The sequence below is a fragment of the Stenotrophomonas maltophilia group sp. Smal32 genome (assembly GCF_030237085.1).
In the GTDB taxonomy this organism is placed as follows: domain Bacteria; phylum Pseudomonadota; class Gammaproteobacteria; order Xanthomonadales; family Xanthomonadaceae; genus Stenotrophomonas; species Stenotrophomonas maltophilia_Q.
In genome coordinates this window covers 1-22,513 of sequence record NZ_JASJSI010000006.1, presented here as the reverse complement: position 1 = coordinate 22,513, position 22,513 = coordinate 1, and the positions used below count along the sequence as shown (strand labels likewise).

The following is a 22,513-nucleotide window of genomic DNA, read 5'->3' as shown; positions in this document are numbered from 1 at the left end:
GCTCAGAAGTCTCCGTACAACGATTCGCGCAACTGCTGGCGGAACGGTTCCAGCTTGTGCGAGTGCGGATGGAAGCCCAGTCCGATCCAGCGGTCGGTTTCCTTGCCATTGCCGTCGATCTGCAGTTCGTGACGGAACATCTCCTGGGTCGTGATCAGGTTGTCGCTGACACCGGTGATTTCCGTGATCGAGACCAGCACGCGCCGGCCGCTGCCCAACCGCGATATCTGCACGATGAAGTCGATGGCGCTGGCGATCTGCCGGCGCAGGCTGTCCTCGCTGCCCTGGAACCCGGCGAAACCGGCCAGCATCTCGATGCGGTACAGGCAGTCACGGGGTGAGTTGGCGTGGATGGTTGCCATCGATCCGTCGTGGCCGGTGTTCATGGCCTGCAGCATCTCCAGCACTTCGGCACCACGCACCTCACCGACCACGATGCGGTCCGGGCGCATGCGCAGGCTGTTGCGGACCAGGTCGCGGATGCTCACCGCGCCATGGCCTTCGGCACCACCGATGCGGCTTTCCAGGCGGACCACGTGCGGATGGTTGAGTGACAGCTCGGCTGTGTCTTCGACCGTGATCACGCGCTCGTTGGGCGGTACGTAGCTGGCCAGGGCGTTCAGCAGCGACGTTTTGCCCGAGCTGGTGCCGCCGGACACCAGGATGTTGCAGCGGCCCAGCACCATCGCCTTCAGAAGCGCCTGCATCGGCGCATCGAAGGTGCCCTTGGCCAGCAGCTCGTCGGGGGTGAACGGGTCCTTGCGGAACTTGCGGATGGAGACCATCGGCCCATCCACCGCCAGCGGCGAGATGATCGCGTTGAGGCGGCCGCCGTTGGGCAAGCGTGCGTCGACCATCGGATTGGAGTCATCCAGGCGGCGGCCCAGCGGCGCGAGGATGCGGCGCAGGATGCGCAGCAGGTGGGTGTCGTCGGTGAAGCGCTGGGTGGCGCGCTTGAGCTGCCCTCCCTGCGAGACGTGCACATCCTTGAATCCGTTGATCAGGATGTCTTCGATCGTCGGGTCATGCAGCAGGTCGTCAAGCGGGCCGAAGCCGGTCAGCTCCTTGACCAGTCCTTCTGCGACCACCTGCATCTCCTCCTCGTTGATCGGGATGCGCCATTCCTGGATGAAGCCCACCGTCTGCACCTGCACCCAGCGGGCGATGGTGTCAGGCGCCCAGGAATCGATGTCGATGCGCTCGTCTTCGATGCTGTTGAGCAGGTGTTCGTGGGCGGCCGACAGCACCTTCTGGTACTGCTCGGTCTGCGCGAACGGCAGGTGGCCCGGGGCGCTGTCGGGCAGCACCGGGCGGGTGGCGGCATGCGGGAACGGGGTTACCTTGTCTTCCATTGCGATCCACCCAGGGCAAGGGAGAGTCTTTCCCGCAGGCCATGGGCCTGGACCGGGCAGGCAGCCGGATCCAGGCGCGAGACGAGCGGGGCGAGGGCACGCAGGTAGGGGTCGCGCGGTGCGTCCTGCAGCAGCAGATGCCCCTGGCTGGCCGCCAGGCGCACGCGCGGGCGCTCGGGCAGCGTGGCCAGCAGTGGCACTTCGAATCGGCGCGCGATCTGCTCGGGGCTCATGCCGCTGCTGTCGTCGTGGCGGTTGATCACCAGTTGCAGCCGCTTCTCCCGTTCGCGCTGGCCGGCCAGGTGCTTCAAGGCCTGGTCGAGCGAAACCAGCGTGGCGATCGAAGCGTCCGTGACCAGCCAGATCTCGTCGGCCTGGTCCAGCAGCAGGGGCGGCATCTGCCGCAGCGGGCAGCCACCGGCATCGCACAGCACGCTGGCGAACACGCTGCGCAGGCGCTGCAGCAGTGCGCCCGGGTCCGACGGCGGCACGGCATCACTGCCGCTGGCGCGGTCGAGCAGCACCAGGCCGGTGTCATGGCGGGCCATCGCCGTCCGGGCCAGGGTGGCGTCGATGCGGCTGGCGTTGCGCAGTGCATCTTCGTAGTGGAAGCGGCTGTCCAGGTTGAGGTACAGCGCCAGGTCGCCGGACGGCTGCGCCAGTTCCATCAACAGGCCGTCCTGCTGCAGGGCCTCGCCCTGGGCCAATGCGCGGGTCTGCTGGGCCAGTACCGAAAGATGCGCGGCAAGGGTGCTGGTGCCGACCCCGGCACGCACGCCCAGCAGGACGATCAGGCGCGCCTTGTGCGCGTGCTGGGCGGTGGCGGCTGGACGTGGCGACAGGGCACGACGCAATGCAGCCTCGATGCCGATGTTGTCGCTGTCCAGGTCCAGCACATCGCGCAGGCCGGCACGCAGCGCGATCACCACGCCTTCGACCTGGGCGGCGCTGGTGGCGCCGACGGCGACCAGGGGCAGGTCGGGTTGGGTCTGCTGCAGCTGTTGCGCCAGCAGGCTGGAGGCCGCGGCGTGTTCCGGGCGGAAGTCGAGCAGCACCAGGCTCTGTGGCCCGCGCTGCAGGTCCTGTGCGGAGGTCGGCATGCTGCTGTCCTGCCAGTGCAGGGTGGTGGTCGGCGGCAGTTTCGCCGCCAGCCGGGGCAGCAGTTCGCGATCCATTCCGTACAGGACCAGATTCATCGGCGGTCCTTGCGGATGCAGCGGCTGGGCGGTGGCGTAGGGCATGGGCGTGGTATCGCAGGCATCATGGGAATCAGCGTGAGAAGCCAGGTACCGGATCCTGGCTGATCGGGCCAAGCAGCCACGCCCCCCACTCGGGAAGGTTCGGCCTGGCTTCGCGTTCGCCAGGCAACGGCAGCTCGGTATTGCGCGCCAGCGGCTGCACCAGCCGCGGCGTGACGATGATCACCAGCTCCTTGTCCTGTCGCTTGTAGTCGAAGTTGCGGAAGAACGAACCGATGATCGGCAGGTCGCCAAGCAAGGGAATCTTGCCGACGTTGGAGACGACATTGGAGCTGACCAGGCCACCGATCACGAAGCTCTCGCCGTCACCCAGTTCGACCGTGGTGTCGGCACGGCGCGTGGTGATCGATGGAATCTGCACGCCGTTGAGGGCAATGGCGTTGCTGTAGTCCAGATCACTGGCTTCCGGTGCGACCTTCAGCGCGATGCGGTTGGGGGCCAGCACCGTCGGGGTCACGGTCAGGCCGATGCCGAACGGCTTGTAGGTGATGGTGGTGGTGCCCAGGCCCTGCGGTTCCAGGATCGGCAGTTCGCCGCCTGCCAGGAAGCTGGCGCTCTGGCCGGACAATGCAACCAGGGTAGGTTCGGCCAGCACGCGCGCCATGCCGTTGCTCTGCAGCAGGTCGACATCGGCGTTCCACAGGCCCTTGGTCGAGCCGAACACCAGCCGGAACGCCGAGGAAATGGGCGACTCGGACTCATTGCCGGAGTTGCCTTCCTTCATGCCGGGCAGGATGCCGGTATTGCCCGGCAGCTGGCCGCCCGGGCGGGCGAAGCCGTAGGCGAAGTTGCCATTGCGGTTCTGGAAGCTGATGCCGATCTGCTTCAACGCGGTCTTGTTGAATTCGACCACCTTGACCTCGACCTGGACCACGCCGCCGCTGCTGACCGTCGAGGCGTCGGCAAGCAGCCCGTCCTTGCCCAGCGCCATGGCGGCGGTCTTCTGTTCCTGCATGTGCGAGAGCACGCTGTCGGTGCTTCCCTGCAGCAGGCCCTGGTTGTCCTGCTGGGTGAACACCAGCCCATTCGAGCCCGCGTCTGCCGCGCCCTGCACGGCACTCTGTACGCGCACCTGCAGGCGTTGCGGCTCGGCCTGCTTGCGGTGCCACAGCAGGAGGGTGGTCGTACCCGGCGCCTTCCCGACCAGCAGCGCCTGGCGCTGCCCACGCAGCATCACGATGTCGGCGACGCCCGGATCGGCGATGGCCACCCGTTCCAGGTCGGCCGGGAGGGTCCATGGGCGCTGCTCACGCGCCTGCAGCACGAGATCGTCGGCGGCCACGCTTGTCGCCGGAGCCAGCAGCACCAGCAGCAGGGCCAGCCAGCGCTGGCGAGGGGAGGGGCGTGGGCGGAGGCGTTCGGTCATGGATGCGCTCGATGCAGGTCAAAGGGAACCACGGGGGGCGGAGCTGTCGCCACGGATGATCTCGATGCCCGACGCACGCGGTGCGCTGCGCCGAGTCGGCGGCGCACGCGCCGGGATCCCCGGGGTGCTGCGGGCCGGCGTGTTGCCGCGGCCGGCCAGGGCGTCACCATCGATGCCGGCGAAGGCATGGTTCTCCGGCCGCTGCAGCGCGAGCTGCTGTTCGGCATCGAGTCCACGCAAAGGATCGATCACGCCACGCGCCTGTGGAAACAGTGCAAGGTCGGGTTGCCCCGTATCAGCCGGGTTGCGCAGGGCCAGGAACAGCTTTCCCTGCTGCGCACCCAGCAGCAGCCGGTTGGCATCGGCCACCGGCACTGCCAGCACCGCGCTGCGTGCCGGCTGGGTGGCCTCGTTGCCCGAGCCATGGCTGCTGCCATTGCCGGTGATGTCCGCGGCGCGGGGGTCGTTGCGGGTATCGCCTTCGTTGCCGGCGACGGCATCGCCGGTGACCGGAGCGATGTCCTGTTGGCCGTAGCTGAGCACGCGCAGCCGTGACAGCAGCAGGCGGGTCTGCGCGGCCTCTGCCGGACCGCTGGCGTTGGGCTGGGCATCGCGCAGGTTGAGGAAGACATCGACGAAATCACCCGGCAGGATGCGGTTTCCGGCGCCGACCAGTTCATCCACCGGAACGGCCAGTGCGCGTTCGCCCGGGCGCAGCTGCAGCGAGAATCCCTGTGCCAGGGCGTTGCTGCTGATGGCGGTGCCCTCGGCAATGTCCTGCACTGGTACCTTGCCGACTACGGCAGAGATGCTGGTGGCTGCACCGGCTACTGCCGTGGTTCGCTGCGCCAGGCGCAGGCCGTTGGCGGTGATCGGTTCACCGGCAGGCAGCCGGGCCACGGCTTCGACCACGGTGATCGCCTGGGCTTCGCTGTGCGCGACGGGCGCGGCCGTCGCTGGCGCGGCCGGTTTGCGCCCGATCATCAGGGCGATCACTGCCAGCAGCACGGCCAGCCCGATCAGGGCGACGGCAGCGATGCGGGTCAACTTGAGCATGGAACCGTCTCCTGTACCGATCGTCAGTTGCCGCTGCCGAGGTCGAGCTGGGCGACCGCGACACTACGGATGGGAGCCTGCATCACCCACTTGTAAAGCGTGGCGGTGCCCGGCAGGAAGGGATGGCTGGCGTAGTCATAGCTGACCGTCACCGTCATGCACTGGGCAGTGGCCAGGCCGGCGCAGGGGGCCTGCGCGGAGACCACGATGGCGTTGCTGCCGCCATTGCTGCAGTCGACACCCTGTCCAGAGAATTTCAACAGCCACTGCATCGAACTGCGGGCTGCGAGGCAGGCTGCAGTACGCCGTTCATTGGCGCTGCCATAGCGCAATGAAGCGCGAGCGCCCTCGGCCGAGGCCGTCGCCAACGTCTGTTGCGCGGCCATGATCATCACGCCGGAGAATGTGAACAGCAGCAGTGGCAGTAGGCCCAGCATCAGCATCAGGGCAAATTCGATGCTGGCCACGCCGCGTTGAAGCCGTGGATTGTGGATGCTCATGCCACACCTCCATAGACGCTTGCCAGAACCCAGCCGATGCCGGCGATGGCCAGGTAGGCTGCATAGGGAATGCCCTGTCGTCCCTGGCGGGCGGCCTGCATGTCGCGCAGGGCGGGGTGCGATTGCCATTGGCTGCTGGCGCGGTTGACCTGCATCTGAAGGCCCGTGGGTAGCATCACGCCCAAACGGCGGCCAATAATGATCACTGCCGCGTGCAGGCCGGCCGCGAGACTTGCCACCACCCAGATCGGCAGCAGGGCCTTCCAGCCCAGCATCAGGCCCAGTACCGCGAAGAACTTGACGTCGCCGGCGCCCATCCAGCGGATGGCATAGAACGGCAGCAGGGCCACCAGGCCGAGCGCCGCGCCCGCTGCGTGGTCAAGCCACGGCTGGCGCGGCGCGCTGAACTGTCCCGCGATGATCAATGCGATGGCAATGGCGGATGCAGACAACAGCCAGGCATTGGGCACCCGGCGGGCATACAGGTCGCTGATCGCGATCCGCAGGCACACGCCGATGGCCAATAGTCCCAGCAACGTCATCGCACACTCCGTCGTCCGTCATTGGACAGTCTGCAGTTGCCACCGGGCACATCCCAGCACCGCTGCAGGGACGTGCGATGCACGCAGGCTCAGCCGCCGGTCGCAGGTGCCGACCCGGAGGCCTTGGTGGCAAGGTCGGAGAGGTTCTTGAACAGCGTCTCGAAGAACCCCTTGATCTCCTTGTTGCCGACCGCGATCAGGATGCCGGCGATGACGGCGGCCAGCAGCCCGTACTCGAGCGCGGTGACGCCATCTTCTTCCTTCAGGAACTTGCGGATGGATGCGTTCATGGCCTTGTCTCCCTCTACTTGTTGTCTGCAGATGCAGGACACCTGTTGGGCGGTGGCCCGGCTCCGCCGGGATCGTCCGTGGGCCCCGCACATCCTGGCGGGGTGGCATGGCGGGAATGCCCCGCCGTGCTCATTCTGGGTAATCGGCCCCGGGGAAAATGCCGGCCGCAACGTCGCGACCACGCGGCGCTGCGCCGGTGGTCGAACTGTTCCGCGATACGGTCGTGGCCATGCGCTCCCCCAGGTGTGGTCGTTTTGAAGCGACCGGATCACCGTGTCATCGACTTTGCCTGAATGGCGGTTGGCTGCAACTGGAACCTATATGCAAATTCGGCAGAAACGCGCCGACCCTTAGACTTTCAGGCTGTTTCTGTGACGTATATCCGTTCGCTGGCAAAACGATTCATCGACGTGCAGATAATGTGATGTCGCAAATGACGCATGCGAAAATCGTGCCACTGGCGACCACATTTTCTTCATCTGTGTATCTATTTTCTTCAATGCAGGGTTCGGGTTTACCTTCGATGATTATCGGGCATACTCGGTTCCAGGTTGCTGCTTTCAATCGGGTTGGTCGTGCGGCACCGGCCGCAGCGATCCCGGCAATGGCGAAGGTTCCTGGAGGAATGGTGTGGCCCTGTCAGGCAGTGGGGGCCGCAGCGTGTTGCGGATCAACGGGGGGACGACACTGTCATGGTCGATGGTGGGGTAGAAGACAGCGACGACAGCGGCCTGCGATCGATTGATCTGGCGACGCTGAGCGGCGTGCTTCGTGTATGCGATGTCGAACTGCTGCTGCTCGATGGCAACGGGCCGCGGGCGGCCTTTGTTTCGCGCGTGCATGAGGAAGCCCTGTTCTGCAGCATCAGTTGCGGCTTCCATTGCCGTGGCCGCTTCATGCTGCCACCTGACTGGGCGATGCTGGGGTATCTGCACGCGACCGATGAAACACTGAGTTGTGGTGCCACGGGGTGCCGCTTACACCGGGGATGGCGCTGACGGTGATGCCCGAAGGCATCAGCGAGTTCACGCTGAGCCCAGGTACGCACATGACCCTGATGCTGGTGCCGGTCGCACGGGTGCAACGCAAGTTGACCGAACTGAGCCTGCGCAGCACGCCGCCCGCGGGCCAGGCGCTTTCACTGTTCAATCTGGCGAACGATTCGGCACCACTTGCCCATCATTATCAGCAGCTGCATCTTCAGCTCGGCCAGGGTGCTGGCCTGCAGCCGGAAGAAACCGAACGATTGCTGCACGAGCACGTGCAGGCCCTGCTCGGTGCAGGCGCCGCCGATCGCCCTGGTTGCAGCCGCGCGCGGCGCACGCATTATCTGATCGCGCAGCGGGCGGAGAACTTCATGCGGCTCAACCTGCGCCGCAATATCTACATGAACGAGATATGCGACGCGGCGGGTGTCAGCGAACGCGGCCTGCGCTATGCCTTCGAGGATCTGTTCGGAACCTCGCCCAACCGCTATCTGTCCATGCTGCGCCTCTGTGCTGCCTGTCGCAGCCTGTCGATGGCCGATTCCAGCCGCCGTTCGGTGAAGGCGATCGCCCTCAGCTGCGGCCTCTGGGATCTCTCCCGCTTTGCCGACAATTACCGCAAGGTCTTCGGCGAACTGCCGCGCGATACGCTGATGCGCGCTCCCGCGCAGATCGGCCAGCCGGCCTGAATCAAGCGCCGCAAGGGTTTTTGGGTGGTTTCTGCCGGAATTGCCCATGCGCTTGCCGATATCGTTGCCGCTTCTGCATAACCCGCTGCCGATTCCGGCCGTGGATTTGCCGGAATGCGCGATTGCCGTGCCGGAATGAAGTGCGCAGCCGCCGCCGCGAGCGCTGAAATGTCAATCACCTGCCAAACGGCAAGTCCACTGACATTCCAGTTGTTCGCCTACGGGGGAAGTGCTCATGAATCGCATCTACCGGCGTGTATGGAACCGCCAGCTCAATGCTCTGGTCGTGGCCTCCGAACTGGCCACCGGCGACAGCGGTGGCAGTGCCGCGCGGGATCCGCGCGCCTTCCTGCTGATGCCCACCACGCTCGCCCTGGCCCTGCTGTGTGCACTGGCCAGTGGCCACGCAGGGGCCTCCGAATCCAATCAGTCGCTGCGTGATCTGCAGGCACTTGCAGCCAAGTACACCCAGCCCATGCCGGTCAAGGTCGATGCCGAGGTGGCCCTTGCGGCTGCCGCAAGCCAGGCCCAGAGCAGCCCGGCAATCAGCGCGGATGCGCGCGTCGGCCTGCAGTTGAGCACCGCGGCGCTGCCGGTGGTGCGTGACGTGCTGCCGGCCACCGTGCAGGTGAAGCTGGCCGCGAACACGGCGCCGAAGCAGGTCGCCGTCCCGGGGCTTGCTGCGGATGTCCACGCGAAAGCCAACATCGGCCTCGGCGGTGCGCAGGTGGCATCCATCGATACCGGTGCAAAAGCGGCCGCCGGCATCAGCGGCGCGCCGGCTGGTGCACTGCGGGGCCTGAAGGCTTCTGTAGATGGCGCGCTGGATTCGAAGCTGAAAGTGGCGGGCCATCAGATCGACGCCCAGGGCCAGGCGAAGGCGACGGCGGCGATCACGCTGCCCGCCAAGGAGGAACTGCCGGGAGAAACCCACGATCGGGCGATCACTGCCGCATTCGATGCCGGTGCAGCCGGCAAGGTGCGCGTGCAGGCGCCGGATGGCCAGGAAGTGGTTGCCGATCGCAATCTGAAGCTGGCGGGCCAGGCAATGGTTGCGGCGCAGAACAGCGCATTGGGTGTCGGGGGGCTGGTGGGCGGCGTGGTCGGCGCCGCGGGCAACGCCGTCGGTGGCGCGCTCAACGGCACGGTCGGTACGGTCGGTGGCGCGGTCGGCGGAGCCCTCAACGGCACCGTCGGTAGTGTGGGCGGCGCCGTGGGCGGCACGCTCAACAACACTGTAGGCGCCGTGGGTGGCGCACTGAATGGCACTGTAGGCACGGTCGGTGGCGCGGTCGGCGGAGCCCTCAACGGCACTGTCGGCAGCGTCGGCGGCGCCGTAGGCGGCACGCTCAACAACACGGTAGGCGCCGTGGGTGGCGCACTGAACGGCGCCGTAGGCAGCGTCGGTGGTGCGGTCGGCGGAGCCCTGAACGGCACCGTCGGCAGTGTGGGCGGCGCCGTAGGCGGCACGCTCAACAACACGGTAGGCGCCGTGGGTGGCGCACTGAATGGCACTGTGGGCACCGTCGGTGGTGCGGTCGGCGGAGCCCTCAACGGCACTGTCGGCAGTGTGGGCGGCGCTGTAGGCGGCACGCTCAACAACACCGTTGGCGCCGTCGGTGGCGCATTGAATGGTGCGGCAGGCACTGTCGGCGCGGTCGGAGGCGCTGTTGGCGGAGCCCTCAATGGCACGGTCGGTAGCGTCGGCGGTGCTGTAGGCGGCACGCTCAACAACACGGTAGGCGCCGTGGGTGGCGCACTGAATGGCGCCGTAGGCACCGTCGGTGGTGCGGTCGGCGGAGCCCTCAACGGCACCGTCGGTAGTGTGGGCGGCGCCGTAGGCGGCACGCTCAACAACACCGTCGGCGCCGTAGGTGGCGCATTGAACGGTGCGGCAGGCACTGTCGGCGCGGTCGGAGGTGCTGTTGGCGGAGCTCTCAATGGCACCGTCGGCAGCGTGGGCAGCGCCGTAGGCGGCACGCTCAACAACACCGTGGGCGCCGTCGGTGGCACGGTTGGCAGTGTCGGCACTGCGGTCGGCGGCACGCTCAACAACACGGTCGGTTCCGTCGGCGGCCTGCTTAATGGCGCCACTGGCTCCGGCACGGGCCTGGGTGGCCTGCTGGGCAATACGCTCGGCAACGTCGGCAGCGCCGTGGGCAACCTGCTCAACGGCAACCTCAACGGCACTCTTGGCAATCTGGGCAGCGCGGTCGGCGGCCTGGTCGGTGGCACGCTGAGCGGCCTGGGCCTGACCAAGCCCTCCGCGATTCCCCCCACCAGCCCGAAGGCCCCTGCCGCCGCGGATCCGAATGCGGGCCTGATCATCGGCACCGGTGGCCTGGTCGGCAATGTCGGCCAGCTGATCGGGCCGACCACCACCAGCCTGTTCGGCGGCAACGGCTACCTGAGCAACGGCAACCTCAAGCTCAGCAATGCCAACGTGATGCAGACCTACTCGACGGTCAACGTGCTGGGCCTGCCGGTAGTGAACCTGTCGCCGGTCGGCAGCACCCTCAACGGGCTGGGTGGTGCCGTTACCGGTGGCAGCTCGCACCTGACCCTGATCGGTGGCGTGACCTCCGACAGCTACATCTACAACATCAACAACGGCAACCCGGGCGGCCTGCTGGGCCTGCTGCTGCCGAAGGATTCGCCTGCCTGGGCCGCCAAGTGCCTGGACGTCGCCCTGGCCGACATCTCGTGCTGGGCGGTCAACGCCGCGCAGGACTACCAGGTGCTGATGGGCGACGGTGCGTTCGCCAACGGTTCGAAGGAAGTGGTGATCGGTGCCAACGCACGTCACGAGCTGCCGAAGGTTGATGCCAACGTTGCCTTCCCGGGTGATGGGGTCAACGACCCGAGCAACCCGACTGGTGTGCCGACCGCCGACTACGCGGCACGCATGGGCCATTCGGTGATCGTGGGTGACAGTGCCGTGGGTACCGCCAACGGCCAGACCCTGCTGGGTGCTGAGGCCACCTCCAACCAGGCCAACTCGGTGGCACTGGGCTACCGTTCGGCCGCACTGCGCGGCGCGCAGGCCAGCTACACCGCGTATGGCCTCACTGCGCCGCAGGTCTCGGCCGGTGAAGTGTCAGTGGGCACCGCCGGTGGCGGCGAGCGCCAGATCACCAACGTGGCTGCCGGCAGTGTCAACACCGATGCGGTCAACGTGGCCCAGTTGAAGGGTGCGATCAGCCTGATCAACGGCGTGGCCGATGCCGCGGTGACCTACGACCTGGATGCCGGTGGCAATCCGAACTACCGCCGGGTCACCCTCGGCGCCGGTACCGGCACCACCACCATCGGCAACCTGGCCGGCGGCGCGATCACCGCAGGCAGCCTGGAGGCGGTCAACGGTGGCCAGCTGGCTGGTACCAATGCAGCCATCGCCAGCTTCTTCGGTGGCCGCGCGGCGTTCGACCCGGCCAGTGGTGTCTTCACCGCACCGCTGTTCGAGATCAGCAGCATCTCCACCGGTGGTGCCATCGCCAAGGGCCTGTATGAGAACGCCACCGATGCCTTCGCCGCTGTCGATGGCTCGCTGGTCAACCTCAACACGCAGATCACCGACATCCGTAACGGTGGCACCAAGTACCTGCGGGTGAACTCGACCGGTATCGAGGCCCTGGCCAGTGGCACCGACTCGATTGCAGTCGGCACCAATGCCCGCGCCACCGCCGCCAACAGCATCGCGGTCGGTGCCGGCAGCCTGGCCGATCGTGCCAACAGTGTCTCCATCGGCGCGGCCGGTGCCGAGCGCCAGGTCACCAACATGGCCGCCGGTACAGCGGCGACCGATGCGGTCAACGTGGGCCAGTTGCAGGCTTCCGAGCAGGGCGCCCTGCGCTACGACCTCAACGGCGACGGCAGCGTCAACTACGCCAGCGCCACGCTGGGCCAGACCGGCACCGCGACCACGCTGCGCAACCTCGGCCCGGGCCAGGTCAGTGCCACCAGCAGTGAAGCCATCAACGGTGCACAGCTGTTCGCCGCCAACCAGGCCGTGGCCACCCACCTCGGTGGTGGTGCAGCGGTCAACGCCAGCGGCGTGCTGACCGCACCGACCTACTCGATCAACAACGTGGCCGCCAACGGCACGATCACCAAGGGCAACTACAACGACGTCGGCACCGCCTTCGACGCGGTCAGCAATTCGCTGGCCAACGTCGCCGACCAGACCGGCGAGATCGACAAGCTGGCGGTGAAGTACGACGTCGATGGCAGTGGCAACGTGATCAACAGTGTCTCGCTGAAGGGCACCGGCACCGGTGCGGTGAAGGTGACCAACGTGGCCGCGGGCAGCATCCTGGCCGGCAGCAGTGATGCCATCACCGGCGACCAGCTGTTCAGCACGAACAGCACCATCGCCAACTACTTCGGTGGCACCACCGCCTACAACGGCACCACCAACGTGTGGACCGCACCGAAGTTCAGCATCTCCAGCATCGCCACCGATGGCACCTTCACCAGCGGTGATTACAACAACGTCACCGCCGCATTCACCGCCGTGGATGGCTCGCTGAAGGTCCTCAACCAGCGCATCACCAATGGTGGCGGTGGCAGTGCCTACCTGGCGGTGAACTCGACGGCAGCGGCTGCAACGGCGGCCGGCGCGGAGGCGGTGGCGGTCGGCCCGCAGGCGAGTGCCGCAGGTGCCAACAGCGTGGCGGTCGGCAATGGCGCCAGTGCCAGCGCGGGCAACAGCGTGGCGCTGGGTGCCGGTTCGGTGGCCAGCGTCGGTGCGCAGAGCGGCTACACCGGCGCCTATGGGCAGACCGGTGCCAGCAACTCGGCAGGTGAGGTGTCGCTGGGCAGCACCGGCAGCGAGCGCAAGATCACCCATGTTGCTGATGGCTCCGACGACCACGATGCGACCAATGTCGGGTAGCTGAAGAACGGCGTGAACTACGCCATCGACCAGTCCAAGTCCTACACCGACCAGAAGATCCAGAACATCACCAATGTGGCCGGCAGCTTCCGCGCCAACAACACCAACAACCTGGCCGACCCGTCCGCCAGCGGTGCCAATTCGGCCGCCGGTGGTGCAGGCTCCACCGCTGCCGGTGCCAATTCGACAGCGCTGGGCAATGGGTCGCAGGCACAGGCCGACAATTCGGTGGCCCTGGGTGCGGGTTCGGTTGCGAACCGGGCCAATACGGTGTCGGTCGGTGCCAGCGGTGCCGAACGCCAGGTAGTCAATGTGGCCGATGGTTCGCAGGCCACCGATGCGGTCAACGTGCGCCAGCTGCAGGCTTCGCAGCAGGGCACGATCCGCTACGACACCACGGTGAACGGCGCGACCAACTACAACAGCGTCACCCTGGGCAGCACCACCAGCGGCCCGACCACGGTGCGCAATGTCGCCGCGGGCACCGCCGGAACCGATGCGGTCAACGTGGACCAGCTGAAGTCGGGCATGGCACAGACCCTGGACTGGTCCAAGGCCTACACCGACGAGCGCATGGGCGGCTTCGAGCGCGACCTGCGCAAGACCGACAATCGCGCTTCGGCCGGTATCGCTTCGGCGATGGCCACCGCTGCTCTGCCGCAGCCCAGCGAAGCGGGCCGCAGCATGGCCTCGGTCGCAGCCGGCAGCTACAACGGTGAGTCGGGCGTGGCGATCGGTATCTCCGGAGTCTCCGAAGGTGGTCGCTGGATCTACAAGTTCAGCGGCTCCACCAACAGCCGTGGCGAGGCCGGCGTGGCCGTCGGTGCCGGCATCCAGTGGTGATCCCCGCCGCCGGGTCGCAGGTGCGGCCCGGCATCGCGGAAACGTCTACAGGGGGAACGACATGAAACAGCATCGCATCGCCCGCACCGGCCAGCTGGCCGCTACGCTGGGCCTGATCCTGGGAATGGGGCTGCTGGCCGCGTGCCGCAGCCATGCGCCGGCCGCCGACGGTCCGGCCGAAACCACCGCCGTCCACTTCCCGGACGCCTCGAAGGCCTCGCTGAAGGAGGGCATCTATCCCGATGTCGCCGACCTGCGCCGCTTCGCGCCGGGCATGAGCAAGCGCCAGCTCTACACCTTGTTGGGCACGCCGCATTTCAACGAAGGCATGTGGGGCGTGCGCGAGTGGAACTACCTGTTCAACTTCCGGACGGCGCAGGGTGCCGAATACTTCACCTGCCAGTTCCAGGTGCGATTCGACAGCAAGGGCATCGCCCAGGGCGGCTACTGGAAGCCGGAATCGTGCGCGGCCGTGCTCGAGCCGCCGCGGCCGCCAGCACCGCCGCCGCCGGCACCGTTACCGGAACAGCCGCTACGACTGTCTGCCGATGCGCTGTTCGGGTTTGACAGCGCCGTGCTCAGCGCAGAAGGCCAGCAGGCGGTGCAGGGGGTGTTGGCGCAGGTGCGCGAGGCCGCGCAGGTGCAGTCGATCCGGGTGACCGGATTCACCGATCGCATTGGCAGCGCCAGTTACAACCAGACGTTGTCGCAGCGCCGCGCCGAGGCCGTGCGAAATGCCCTGGTGCAGGGCGGGGTGCCCGCCACCGCGATCAGTGCCGAAGGGCGGGGTGCGGCCGAGCCGATCGTGCAGTGCGAGCAGCGCAACCGTCGCGAGCTGATCGCGTGCCTGGCACCGAACCGGCGCGTTCAGATCGCCGGGATGGCCCAGCCGCGCTGACAGTTCCACGCCGGGGAAGTGTCCCGGTATACCGAGCCCCCCCTGACCGCCGGCAGGACGTGGTTACGTCTCCCCCGTCGACCACGCCTGCCGGCGGCTCAGGTTTTCTCCATGGTGCACGCGATGAATGCCCAATTCCTGCCTCTTCCCATGAAGACGGAAGCCACACTGAGTGTGTATGGCCAGCTCGGCAACCATGCCGTGGTGCGCATTCCCGGGCGGCGCCTGCCAGGGCTGATCCTGCAGGCCGATACCGTGGCCGGGTTCCTGGCGCAGCTGCAGGAGGCCCAGGCCTGCCTGCGCAGCGGCCGCGCGCAGCGCACCGATGCCGAGCTGGACATGCTCATCGACGTGTTGCAGCAGTGGTATGCGCTGATCGAATCGCGCTTGGCCGACGCCGGCGAGGCGCTGTAGCGCCCCACGTACCCTCATCCACGCCATGCGTGGATGGCCCTGCTCATGCGCGTGCGCGGATCAACCAGCAGGCCGCATCCACGCGGACCCGATCGCCCTCGATGAATGGCGTGAATGCTGCCAGCGCCTTGTCGCGGAGTGCGGCGGCGCGTTCTCCGGGCCGGTCTCGCAGGGCAAGACCCAGTGCACCGAGCTGCCCCACATAGGTCGGCAGTTCATCGAGGGCGAGTGAGCAGGGCAGGTCCACCGCAGTCACTTCGACGTACTTCCAGCCGGCGTCCTGCAGCAGGCGGTGGATACGTTCGCCGTCGGCGAAGGCGAACTGCCCGGATGCGCCAGGGATCCGTGGCGGCAGATCCAGCTCATCACCGATGGCCCGTTCGGCGGTCGTCATGAACGGGTTCTCTTCTGCGCTGCGCCAGGCAATGAAGCGCAGGCCCGCATCTGGCGTGGCTGCGCGATGCAGGTTGGCGAACGCGGCCCCGGTATCCTCGAAGAACATCACCCCCAATCGCGACTGGATCCAGTCGAAGTGCCCCGAGGGCAGAGGGTGCTGTTGCGCGTCTGCGACGATGAAGTCAGCGTCCAGCCCCGCCGCCTCAGCACGCTCGCGTGCCATTGCCAGCATCGGTGCGGAGATGTCCACGCCGGTGCAGTGGGCGGCCGGGCGTGCCGCGCCGGCGGCAAGCAGGCTCGCGCCCGTGCCGCATCCGATGTCGAGCAGTTGCGTGACGGTTTCTGGCAACTCGGCGACCAGCAGGTCGGCCATCGGCTGGAACAGGCCATCGAGGATGGCCTGCTGGGCGACCCAGATCTGGCCGCTGGGGCCATTCCAGAGGGTGTTCTGATCAACGGGGGATGTGCTGGCCATGGCCTTGCCTTGTCCGGAAGTGGCCCATAGGTTGCTGCTTGAAGACGACTTGAGGTCAAGCCCATGCGTGAACTGGATATCGGCGAGGTGGTGAAGCGCAGCGGGGTGCCGGCCTCGACCCTGCGCTACTACGAGCAGCTGGGGCTGTTGCAGGCGCTGGGGCGCCGTGGCCTGCGACGGCAGTATGACGAGCAGGTGCTGGAACGGTTGGCGCTGATCGGCCTGGGCCAGGCGGCCGGACTGTCGTTGCAGCAGATCGGGCTGTCGTTGCCGCAGCAGGGTTGCATTACCCTGGATCGCGAGGCGCTGCTGGCGCAGGCCGAGGTGCTGCAGCGGCAGATCACGCAGCTGGAGCGGGTGCGGCGGCATCTGCAGCGGGCTGCGGCATGCCCGCAGGCAGAGGATGCCCGGAAGTGCGGTTCGTTCCGGAAACTGTTGCGCGCGCAGCAGCGAATGGGTGGGTGAGAGGAGGGCATCCACGCATGGCGTGGATCTACTGCACCACGGCTTCGGCAGATCCACGCCATGCGTGTATGAATCAATCGCGGGTGCTGACTTCCCACGTGGCATGCAGCACGCCCGGTACGTGCTCCATCCGCGCCAGCACCACATCCAGCTCGTCGGCACTCACAGCGGTACTGACCAGCACGGCGATCACATCGGAGGGCGCGTCGGCATGCTCGACCACCTGCACGTCGCCTACCGGGTACTGTGCCGCTTCCAGCGCGTCGACCAGCCGTTCGCGCACCCGCGGCACGGCTTCGGCATCCACGCTCAGTCGCACTTCATAGGTGGCTTCGGTGGCGGCCTCGTTGATCGGAATGCGGTTGATCGCGTTTACCAGCGGCCGCAGCAGGGTATTGCCGGCGATGATCAGTACGGTCAGCAGCACGCCTTCGGCCAGCATGTCCGCACCGGTGCAGCTGCCCACCGCCGCCGAGCACCACAGGGTGGCGGCGGTGTTGAGGCCGCGCACGTTCATGCCTTCCTTCATGATCACGCCAGCGCCGAGGAAGCCGACGCCGGAGACCACGTAGGAGATCACCCGCACGGCTTCGGCGCTGCCGGCGATGCGCATGCCCAGGTCGACGAAGGCGGCCGCGCCCACGGCCACCAGTACGTTGGTGCGCAGGCCGGCGGTGCGCTGCCGGTATTGGCGCTCGGCACCGATCAACGTGCCCAGGACGAAGGCGGCCAGCAGGCTGACCACGGTGTCGGCGAAGGGACCGGCCTGGAAGGTTTCAATGAAGCGCATGGCCGGAGTCTACCCGGTCGAGGTGACAGTAGATCCACGCCATGCCTGGATTTCGAAAGTGCCAGAAACGACTTGATCCCCTCCGTCCCCTTCTTTGCGGGGTCAGTCGGTGTCCTCCACCCGCTCGCCCATCAGCTCGCGCTGGCGCTTGTCCAGTTCTTCGGCGTAGCGCTTGCGCACGAAGGCTTCGGAGACGACGCCCAGCACCTGGCCGTCGGCGCCGACCACCGCCAGCTCGTCGGCCTGGGTCTGGTCGAAGCGCTGCATCACGCTGACCACGTCGGAGGACGGTGCCAGCGAGACGTCACGGTTCTCGGCCAGTTCGCCGATCAGGGCTTCCGGCTTCACGCCATCGCCGTAGACCCGTGGAATCTGCACGATGCCGGCATAGTGGCCCTCGCTGTCGATCAGGATCACCCGGGTGCCCGAGCCCAGTGGAAAGCGTTGGCGGAAGGAGGCCACATCGAGATCGGCCGGGGCGGTGGCCACGCCCTTGCGCATCAGGCGCCCGGCATTGAGGTTCTGCACCCAGCCGACGTCGCGGGCGCTCTTGATGGTCTCGCCGCGCAGGTGCATGCGCCAGGTCGAGAACGAGTAGCCGAACCATTGCCGCACCAGTGTGCTGGACACCAGCACGGCGCTCATCACCACGCTGGTCAGCAGGAAGTCGTGAGTACCTTCCAGCACCAGCATGGCCATGGTCATTGGCGCACCAACGACGGCGGCGGCCAGTGCGGCCATGCCGGCCAGCGCGGCGGAGGTGGCATCGATCACCGGCACGCCGGTGGCCATGCCCAGCAGGCCGGCGAACAACGCGCCGACCAGGGTGCCCATGAACAGCGAAGCGAAGAACAGGCCGCCACGGAAGCCGAAGCCCAGCGAGATGCCAGAGGCCAGGCACTTCAGGGTCAGCAGGCCGCCGATCCAGATCAGCGGGAGATGCGTGGTCAGGTCCAGGTGCAGCGCGCCGTGGCCGGACGACAGCACCTGCGGGCTGGCCAGTGCCAATGGAATCAGCAGCAGGCCGCCGACCACCGGCCGGCCCCACGCGGGCAGCGGGCTGCGCTTGACCGTGCCTTCGATCGAAGCGATCAGGCGCATGATGGCAATGCCGACCATCGCGCAGCAGCAGCCGAGCAGGCCGTAGATGGCGTAGTCGGCGGCGCGCACGTCGATGGTCGAGGCAGCGGGCAGCAGATAGGCCTCGATCCCGGCCTGGTCGGCCACGAACGCGCCGGCCAGTGCGGCCACCGCCACCGGCGCCAACGCGGCCGGGGTGTAGGCGCCGATGACGATCTCGAACGCATAGAACGCACCGGCCAGCGGCGCACCAAACGCAGCGGCGATGGCGCCGGCGGCACCGGCACCGACCAGGATGCGCACGTCGTTCCGGCGCAGGCGCATCACCCGGCCCAACTGAGAGCCGCTGCCTGCGCCCATCTGCGTATACGAAGCCTCCAGGCCGACCGACGCGCCGCAGCCGTTGGACAGCAGGGTCTGGGTCAGCACGATCAGGTTGTCGCGCATCGACATGCGGCCACCGTGCAGGGCATTGGCTTCGACCGCGTCGAGCAGGGGCCGTTTCAGCCGCGTCGCCGCCAGGCTGACCAGGCCGACCAGCAGGCCACCCAGCGGCAGCACCAGCAGCGCTGTCCAGGTCAGCGAGGGCAGGGAGCTCAGGCGCATCCCTTCATCCAGCCCGTACAGGGAGCCTTGCAACCAACGTGCAATGCCGGACTGCAGCAGGGTCAGGTAGCCGGCGATCAGGCCGACCAGCAGCGCCAGCGCGATGAACCACAGGTCGCTACCGCGCAGCCGCAGGCGCAGGCCCTGGAAGGCCAGATGCAGGCGCGATGGCGAAACAGGCGAAGACATGGTGGCGGCATGATACGCCGCCACCGTGAGCGCCACCGTCACCGCATCGGGCGGCTACCGGCTCAGAAGCGGTAGCGGCCCTGCACGTAGAAGGTGCGCGGCGCGGCCACCATGCGGCCGGCGTTGCCATCGACGTTGCGGGTGTACCAGCGCTTGTCGGCCAGGTTGTTCACGCCCAGTGCGATCTCGCTGTCACCCAGGCCCGGCACCTGCCAGGCCACCTGCGCGTTCCACAGGCGCACGCCCGGCACGCGGCCCACGCGCGCATCAGCGGTTTCTTCCCAGGTGTTGGCGGCATCGGAGAACTGGCCGCTCTGGTGGGTGCTGGAGACATTGAAGGTCCAGCCGGCCAGCGCGTAGCGGGCGCCCACGCTGTCGGTGTCGCGCGAGTAGAACGGCACGTCCAGGCCACGGTTGTCGCCCGACTGCTGGATCGCCTTGGTCCAGGTGTAGTTGGCGTACAGCTCCAGACCGGCCAGCGCGCTGTCCTCGGCGAAGTGGTACTCCAGTGCGCTCTCCACGCCCTTGTGGTCGGTGGCACCAATGTTCTGGAAGGTGGGCGGGGTGATCCCCGGCACCTGCAGGATCTGGTTGTCGAAGCGCATCTTGAACACGGTCACTTCCGCGCGAAGTGCACCGTCCTGCCAGCGTGCGCCCAGTTCGGTGGTCTTTGCCACCTCCGGGTTCAGCGGATTGCTGGCGGTCTGCGAATTCAGCTGGATGTTCTGCACCGGTCCGAACGAGGTGGTGTAGTTGCCAAACACAGTCAGCTGCGGGGTCAGCAGGTAGGCGACGTTGATCGAGGGCAGCGCCTTGTCGTTGCGGCTGCTGAAGGTCGCCGTGCCACCGGCCTGGCGGCGGTCCATGTCGATCCATTCCATGCGCACGCCGGGCGTGATCCGCCACTGGCCGATCGCGATGCGGTCGTCGATGTAGAAGGCGTGCGCGTCGGTGGCGTTGTCGAAGCGGGTGGTGGCACTGGCCGCGCCGGTGCGGCGGGTTACGGTGTAGCTGCGGTCGTTGCCGCGCTCGCGCAGGAAGCGGTAGCCGGCGGTGATGTCATGCACCGTGCTGCCCAAGTGCAGGCGCTGGGTGTAGCGCGGCTCGATGCCAAGCACGCGGTAGTCTCGCGGCTGCACGGTCAGCTGGGTGTTGGCCGCGTTTATCAGCGAGCTGGCGCGGGTGCTTTCGTTGTAATAGGCCAGCACCTCGAACTCGCTGTTGGCCGACAACGTGTTGGTGTAGCCCAGGTCGATGCCGGTGCGATGGCCCTTCCAGAAGTCGGTCGGCCGGGTGTTCTGGAACGGGTCGGTCTCGTACTGCGCGCGGGTCAGGCCGCCCGGGGTCAGTGAGCGAACGTCGTAGTAGGACAGCTTGGCTCGCAGCGCCTGCTGTCCGTCGATGGCATAGGCGAACTTCAGCGCGAGATCGTTGAAGCGGTCATCGCTGCCCTGGCGCCAGCCGCGGCCATCCTGGCCGGAGTAGAGCAGGGCGGCGCCCAGCCCGTTGTCGCCGGTGCCGCCGAGGAAGGCGTTGTACTGGGTGCTGTCACCGCCGCCGTGGTCGTAGGCGGTGTAACGCACCCCGGCTTCGCCGTGCAGGCCGGTCCCGGTGGGAATGGCGCGGGTGCTGAAGTTGATGATGCCGCCCACGTTCTGCGGCCCGTAGCGCACCGCGCCGCCGCCACGCACCACGTCGATCGACTCGATGTTGGACAGGCTGGTCGGTGCGAACGACAGCTGCGGTTGGCCATACGGCGCTACCGCAAGCGGCACGCCGTCCAGCAGTACGGTCGAGCGCGGCGAGTAGCGGCCGGTGAGGCCACGCACGCCGATGTTCAGCGACACCGAGCTGCCGGCGGTGCCGGCGTTGTCGGTGACCTGCACGCCGGGGATGCGTCGCATCGCATCACCGATGCTCGCCGCGCCGCTGGCCTCGATGCGCTGGCGGTCGACTACGGTGCGTGCGCCGGCGAAGCTCTTGACGCTGTCATGCAGGCCGGTGCCCAGCCAGTTGCCGGAGACCTGGATGCTGTCCAGCGTGGTGGCGCTGTCCTGGGCGGAGGCGGTAGCGGCCGGCAGCAGGCACAGGGCAAGGGCGGCGGCCAGCGGCAGGCGGGCCGGTTGCATGGCGTGGGTGGGCATCGGTGCGGGCTGTGGAAGGTGGTAAATGAGAATTATTGCTGATTCCATTCGCCAATGGAATGCGCCGCCGGTTCACGCTGTTCCCCCGGTGGTAGAGTGGGCGATTGCTTCCTGACTCGCTGAGATCCGCCATGTCCCAAGCCGCCTTCTACCCCGTCGGAATCCCTGGCCAGCCGTGGGGAGCGGCGGAACGGGAGGCGTGGCGTGGCCGCCAGCAGCGCCTGCGCCGCTACGACGAGGAGGTGCTGCCGCGCATCGAGGCGCTGGCCTCCCGCTTCGAGAAGGTGGCCTATGGCCAGCTCGACTACGCTGGCGAGACCTACACCCTGTTCGCCCTGCGCAGCCGCGACTGGAACCCGGCGTTGCCGGCCGCGCTGGTTACAGGTGGCGTGCATGGGTATGAAACCAGCGGCGTGATGGGCGCGCTGGAGTTCCTTGAGAAGCATGGCACCGACTATGCAGGCAAGGCCAACCTGCTGGTGGCGCCGTGCGTGAACCCGTGGGGCTTCGAGCGCATCAACCGCTGGAACTTCGATGCGATCGATCCGAACCGCAATTTCCGCGCCGATGGCCCGGCCCGCGAATCGACCGCTGTCATCGAGCTGATCGCGCCTTACAAAGGCCAGTTCGTGCTGCATATCGACCTGCACGAAACCACCGACAGCGACGAGAGCGAGTTCCGCCCGGCGCTGGCCGCACGTGACGGCAAGCCGTTCGAGCCGGGCCTGATTCCCGATGGCTTCTATCTGGTGGATGACAGCGAGAACCCGCAGGCGGCGTTCCAGCAGGCGGTGATCGCCGCGGTGGAAAAGGTGACCCATATCGCCCCGGCCGACGACAAGGGCGAGATCATCGGTTCGCCGGTGGTGGCCCACGGCGTGATCGAATACCCGCTGGTGAAGCTGGGCCTGTGCGCTGGCATCACCGGTGCGAAGTACACCACCACCACCGAGGTCTACCCGGACAGCCCGCGCGCCACCCCGCAGCAGTGCAACGACGCCCAGGTGGCAGCGGTGTGCTCGGCGCTGGATTACGCGCTCGCCCATCGTTGATCGGTAGTGGGGGGCCCGCGCCGCGCGCCGGGCCGCCCCCGCCCGTACCTCCTCCACCCGCCCCCCCCACCAACCACCCCCCGGCCCCCGCACTACCCCCGTGGGAAGCGGGGACCGGATTACCGGGCCCAAAAAACACCCCAGCCCGACAGCCACGCGGCCCGAGACAGCCCCCGCCCACCCACCCCACCGGCACTCAAAACCGCACTCCTCGCTCCAAGGCCAC

General features: G+C 67.4%; 17 protein-coding genes and 1 pseudogene. 7 read left to right on the top strand and 11 right to left on the bottom strand.

What is annotated here, in order from left to right; genetic code table 11:
* Window positions 1–2: 2 nt before the first annotated feature.
* The 7 genes from QRO91_RS02705 to QRO91_RS02675 all read right to left on the bottom strand — a co-directional run bounded on the left by QRO91_RS02705 (window position 3) and on the right by QRO91_RS02675 (window position 6,365).
* A complete protein-coding gene (locus QRO91_RS02705) occupies window positions 3–1,352 on the bottom strand; it encodes a CpaF family protein (RefSeq protein WP_049426686.1) in 1,350 nt (449 codons plus the stop codon).
* Window positions 1,337–2,593, bottom strand: a complete 1,257-nt coding sequence (locus QRO91_RS02700; protein ID WP_049426687.1) for a fimbrial protein — start codon at window positions 2,591–2,593, stop codon at window positions 1,337–1,339. The genes QRO91_RS02705 and QRO91_RS02700 overlap by 16 nt, the downstream gene beginning before the upstream one ends.
* A 28-nt stretch (window positions 2,594–2,621) precedes the next feature.
* Window positions 2,622–3,977, bottom strand: coding sequence for a type II and III secretion system protein family protein (locus QRO91_RS02695; RefSeq protein ID WP_049426688.1), 1,356 nt, complete (start codon window positions 3,975–3,977; stop codon window positions 2,622–2,624).
* 18 nt (window positions 3,978–3,995) lie between these two features.
* Window positions 3,996–5,033 carry a Flp pilus assembly protein CpaB gene (gene cpaB / locus QRO91_RS02690; protein ID WP_049426689.1) on the bottom strand — a complete coding sequence of 346 codons (1,038 nt, stop codon included), beginning with the start codon at window positions 5,031–5,033 and terminating at the stop codon, window positions 3,996–3,998.
* A gap of 23 nt (window positions 5,034–5,056) precedes the next feature.
* Entirely contained in the window at window positions 5,057–5,533 is a 477-nt protein-coding gene (locus tag QRO91_RS02685) for a TadE/TadG family type IV pilus assembly protein (RefSeq protein ID WP_049426690.1), read from the bottom strand.
* Entirely contained in the window at window positions 5,530–6,075 is a 546-nt protein-coding gene (locus tag QRO91_RS02680) for a prepilin peptidase (protein ID WP_049426691.1), read from the bottom strand. The genes QRO91_RS02685 and QRO91_RS02680 overlap by 4 nt, the downstream gene beginning before the upstream one ends.
* Before the next feature lie 89 nt (window positions 6,076–6,164).
* Window positions 6,165–6,365: a Flp family type IVb pilin gene (locus QRO91_RS02675; RefSeq protein WP_049426692.1), complete on the bottom strand. Its 201-nt coding sequence runs from the start codon at window positions 6,363–6,365 to the stop codon at window positions 6,165–6,167.
* Between the two features lie 693 nt (window positions 6,366–7,058).
* Between QRO91_RS02675 and QRO91_RS22480 the strand changes: the two are divergent.
* From QRO91_RS22480 to QRO91_RS02650, 5 genes and pseudogenes are all read left to right on the top strand, one after another.
* Window positions 7,059–8,041: pseudogene (locus QRO91_RS22480) on the top strand (helix-turn-helix domain-containing protein).
* 235 nt (window positions 8,042–8,276) lie between these two features.
* Window positions 8,277–12,935, top strand: coding sequence for an ESPR-type extended signal peptide-containing protein (locus tag QRO91_RS02660; protein ID WP_404830222.1), 4,659 nt, complete (start codon window positions 8,277–8,279; stop codon window positions 12,933–12,935).
* A 12-nt stretch (window positions 12,936–12,947) separates the two neighbouring features.
* Window positions 12,948–13,778 carry a YadA-like family protein gene (locus tag QRO91_RS22535; protein ID WP_404830221.1) on the top strand — a complete coding sequence of 277 codons (831 nt, stop codon included), beginning with the start codon at window positions 12,948–12,950 and terminating at the stop codon, window positions 13,776–13,778.
* A gap of 61 nt (window positions 13,779–13,839) precedes the next feature.
* On the top strand, window positions 13,840–14,676 hold the full coding sequence (locus tag QRO91_RS02655) for an OmpA family protein (protein WP_197651180.1): 837 nt from the start codon (window positions 13,840–13,842) through the stop codon (window positions 14,674–14,676).
* Window positions 14,677–14,799: 123 nt separating this feature from the next.
* Window positions 14,800–15,090 carry a DUF6959 family protein gene (locus tag QRO91_RS02650; RefSeq protein WP_285310239.1) on the top strand — a complete coding sequence of 97 codons (291 nt, stop codon included), beginning with the start codon at window positions 14,800–14,802 and terminating at the stop codon, window positions 15,088–15,090.
* A 43-nt stretch (window positions 15,091–15,133) separates the two neighbouring features.
* Here QRO91_RS02650 and QRO91_RS02645 read toward each other — a convergent pair whose 3' ends face one another.
* Window positions 15,134–15,961, bottom strand: a complete 828-nt coding sequence (locus QRO91_RS02645; RefSeq protein WP_197651178.1) for a class I SAM-dependent methyltransferase — start codon at window positions 15,959–15,961, stop codon at window positions 15,134–15,136.
* A 63-nt stretch (window positions 15,962–16,024) separates the two neighbouring features.
* On the opposite strand from QRO91_RS02645, the gene QRO91_RS02640 reads away from it, so the two are divergent.
* Window positions 16,025–16,426 carry a MerR family transcriptional regulator gene (locus QRO91_RS02640; protein ID WP_197651177.1) on the top strand — a complete coding sequence of 134 codons (402 nt, stop codon included), beginning with the start codon at window positions 16,025–16,027 and terminating at the stop codon, window positions 16,424–16,426.
* A 73-nt stretch (window positions 16,427–16,499) separates the two neighbouring features.
* Here the strand turns inward: QRO91_RS02640 and QRO91_RS02635 are convergent, their stop codons facing one another.
* The 3 genes from QRO91_RS02635 to QRO91_RS02625 all read right to left on the bottom strand — a co-directional run bounded on the left by QRO91_RS02635 (window position 16,500) and on the right by QRO91_RS02625 (window position 21,235).
* Window positions 16,500–17,216, bottom strand: a complete 717-nt coding sequence (locus QRO91_RS02635) for an MgtC/SapB family protein (RefSeq protein WP_049427162.1) — start codon at window positions 17,214–17,216, stop codon at window positions 16,500–16,502.
* A 102-nt stretch (window positions 17,217–17,318) separates the two neighbouring features.
* Window positions 17,319–19,091 (bottom strand): chloride channel protein, encoded by a 1,773-nt coding sequence (locus QRO91_RS02630; protein WP_285310238.1) that lies wholly within the window; start codon window positions 19,089–19,091, stop codon window positions 17,319–17,321.
* A gap of 62 nt (window positions 19,092–19,153) precedes the next feature.
* Window positions 19,154–21,235, bottom strand: coding sequence for a TonB-dependent siderophore receptor (locus QRO91_RS02625; RefSeq protein ID WP_285310237.1), 2,082 nt, complete (start codon window positions 21,233–21,235; stop codon window positions 19,154–19,156).
* A gap of 131 nt (window positions 21,236–21,366) precedes the next feature.
* Here QRO91_RS02625 and QRO91_RS02620 point away from each other — a divergent pair, with 131 nt between their 5' ends.
* Window positions 21,367–22,287 carry a M14 family metallocarboxypeptidase gene (locus QRO91_RS02620; RefSeq protein WP_049427612.1) on the top strand — a complete coding sequence of 307 codons (921 nt, stop codon included), beginning with the start codon at window positions 21,367–21,369 and terminating at the stop codon, window positions 22,285–22,287.
* Window positions 22,288–22,513: the final 226 nt, after the last annotated feature.

Coding starts and splice junctions, on each gene's coding strand:
- cpaB (WP_049426689.1), bottom strand. CDS start 5,033: ATGCTCAAGTTGACCCGCATCGCTGCCGTCGCCCTGATCGGGCTGGCC.
- QRO91_RS02650 (WP_285310239.1), top strand. CDS start 14,800: ATGAATGCCCAATTCCTGCCTCTTCCCATGAAGACGGAAGCCACACTG.
- QRO91_RS02660 (WP_404830222.1), top strand. CDS start 8,277: ATGAATCGCATCTACCGGCGTGTATGGAACCGCCAGCTCAATGCTCTG.
- QRO91_RS02645 (WP_197651178.1), bottom strand. CDS start 15,961: ATGGCCAGCACATCCCCCGTTGATCAGAACACCCTCTGGAATGGCCCC.
- QRO91_RS02640 (WP_197651177.1), top strand. CDS start 16,025: ATGCGTGAACTGGATATCGGCGAGGTGGTGAAGCGCAGCGGGGTGCCG.
- QRO91_RS02675 (WP_049426692.1), bottom strand. CDS start 6,365: ATGAACGCATCCATCCGCAAGTTCCTGAAGGAAGAAGATGGCGTCACC.
- QRO91_RS02630 (WP_285310238.1), bottom strand. CDS start 19,091: ATGTCTTCGCCTGTTTCGCCATCGCGCCTGCATCTGGCCTTCCAGGGC.
- QRO91_RS02695 (WP_049426688.1), bottom strand. CDS start 3,977: ATGACCGAACGCCTCCGCCCACGCCCCTCCCCTCGCCAGCGCTGGCTG.
- QRO91_RS02625 (WP_285310237.1), bottom strand. CDS start 21,235: ATGCCCACCCACGCCATGCAACCGGCCCGCCTGCCGCTGGCCGCCGCC.
- QRO91_RS02680 (WP_049426691.1), bottom strand. CDS start 6,075: ATGACGTTGCTGGGACTATTGGCCATCGGCGTGTGCCTGCGGATCGCG.
- QRO91_RS02685 (WP_049426690.1), bottom strand. CDS start 5,533: ATGAGCATCCACAATCCACGGCTTCAACGCGGCGTGGCCAGCATCGAA.
- QRO91_RS02700 (WP_049426687.1), bottom strand. CDS start 2,593: ATGCCCTACGCCACCGCCCAGCCGCTGCATCCGCAAGGACCGCCGATG.
- QRO91_RS02705 (WP_049426686.1), bottom strand. CDS start 1,352: ATGGAAGACAAGGTAACCCCGTTCCCGCATGCCGCCACCCGCCCGGTG.
- QRO91_RS02635 (WP_049427162.1), bottom strand. CDS start 17,216: ATGCGCTTCATTGAAACCTTCCAGGCCGGTCCCTTCGCCGACACCGTG.
- QRO91_RS02655 (WP_197651180.1), top strand. CDS start 13,840: ATGAAACAGCATCGCATCGCCCGCACCGGCCAGCTGGCCGCTACGCTG.
- QRO91_RS02620 (WP_049427612.1), top strand. CDS start 21,367: ATGTCCCAAGCCGCCTTCTACCCCGTCGGAATCCCTGGCCAGCCGTGG.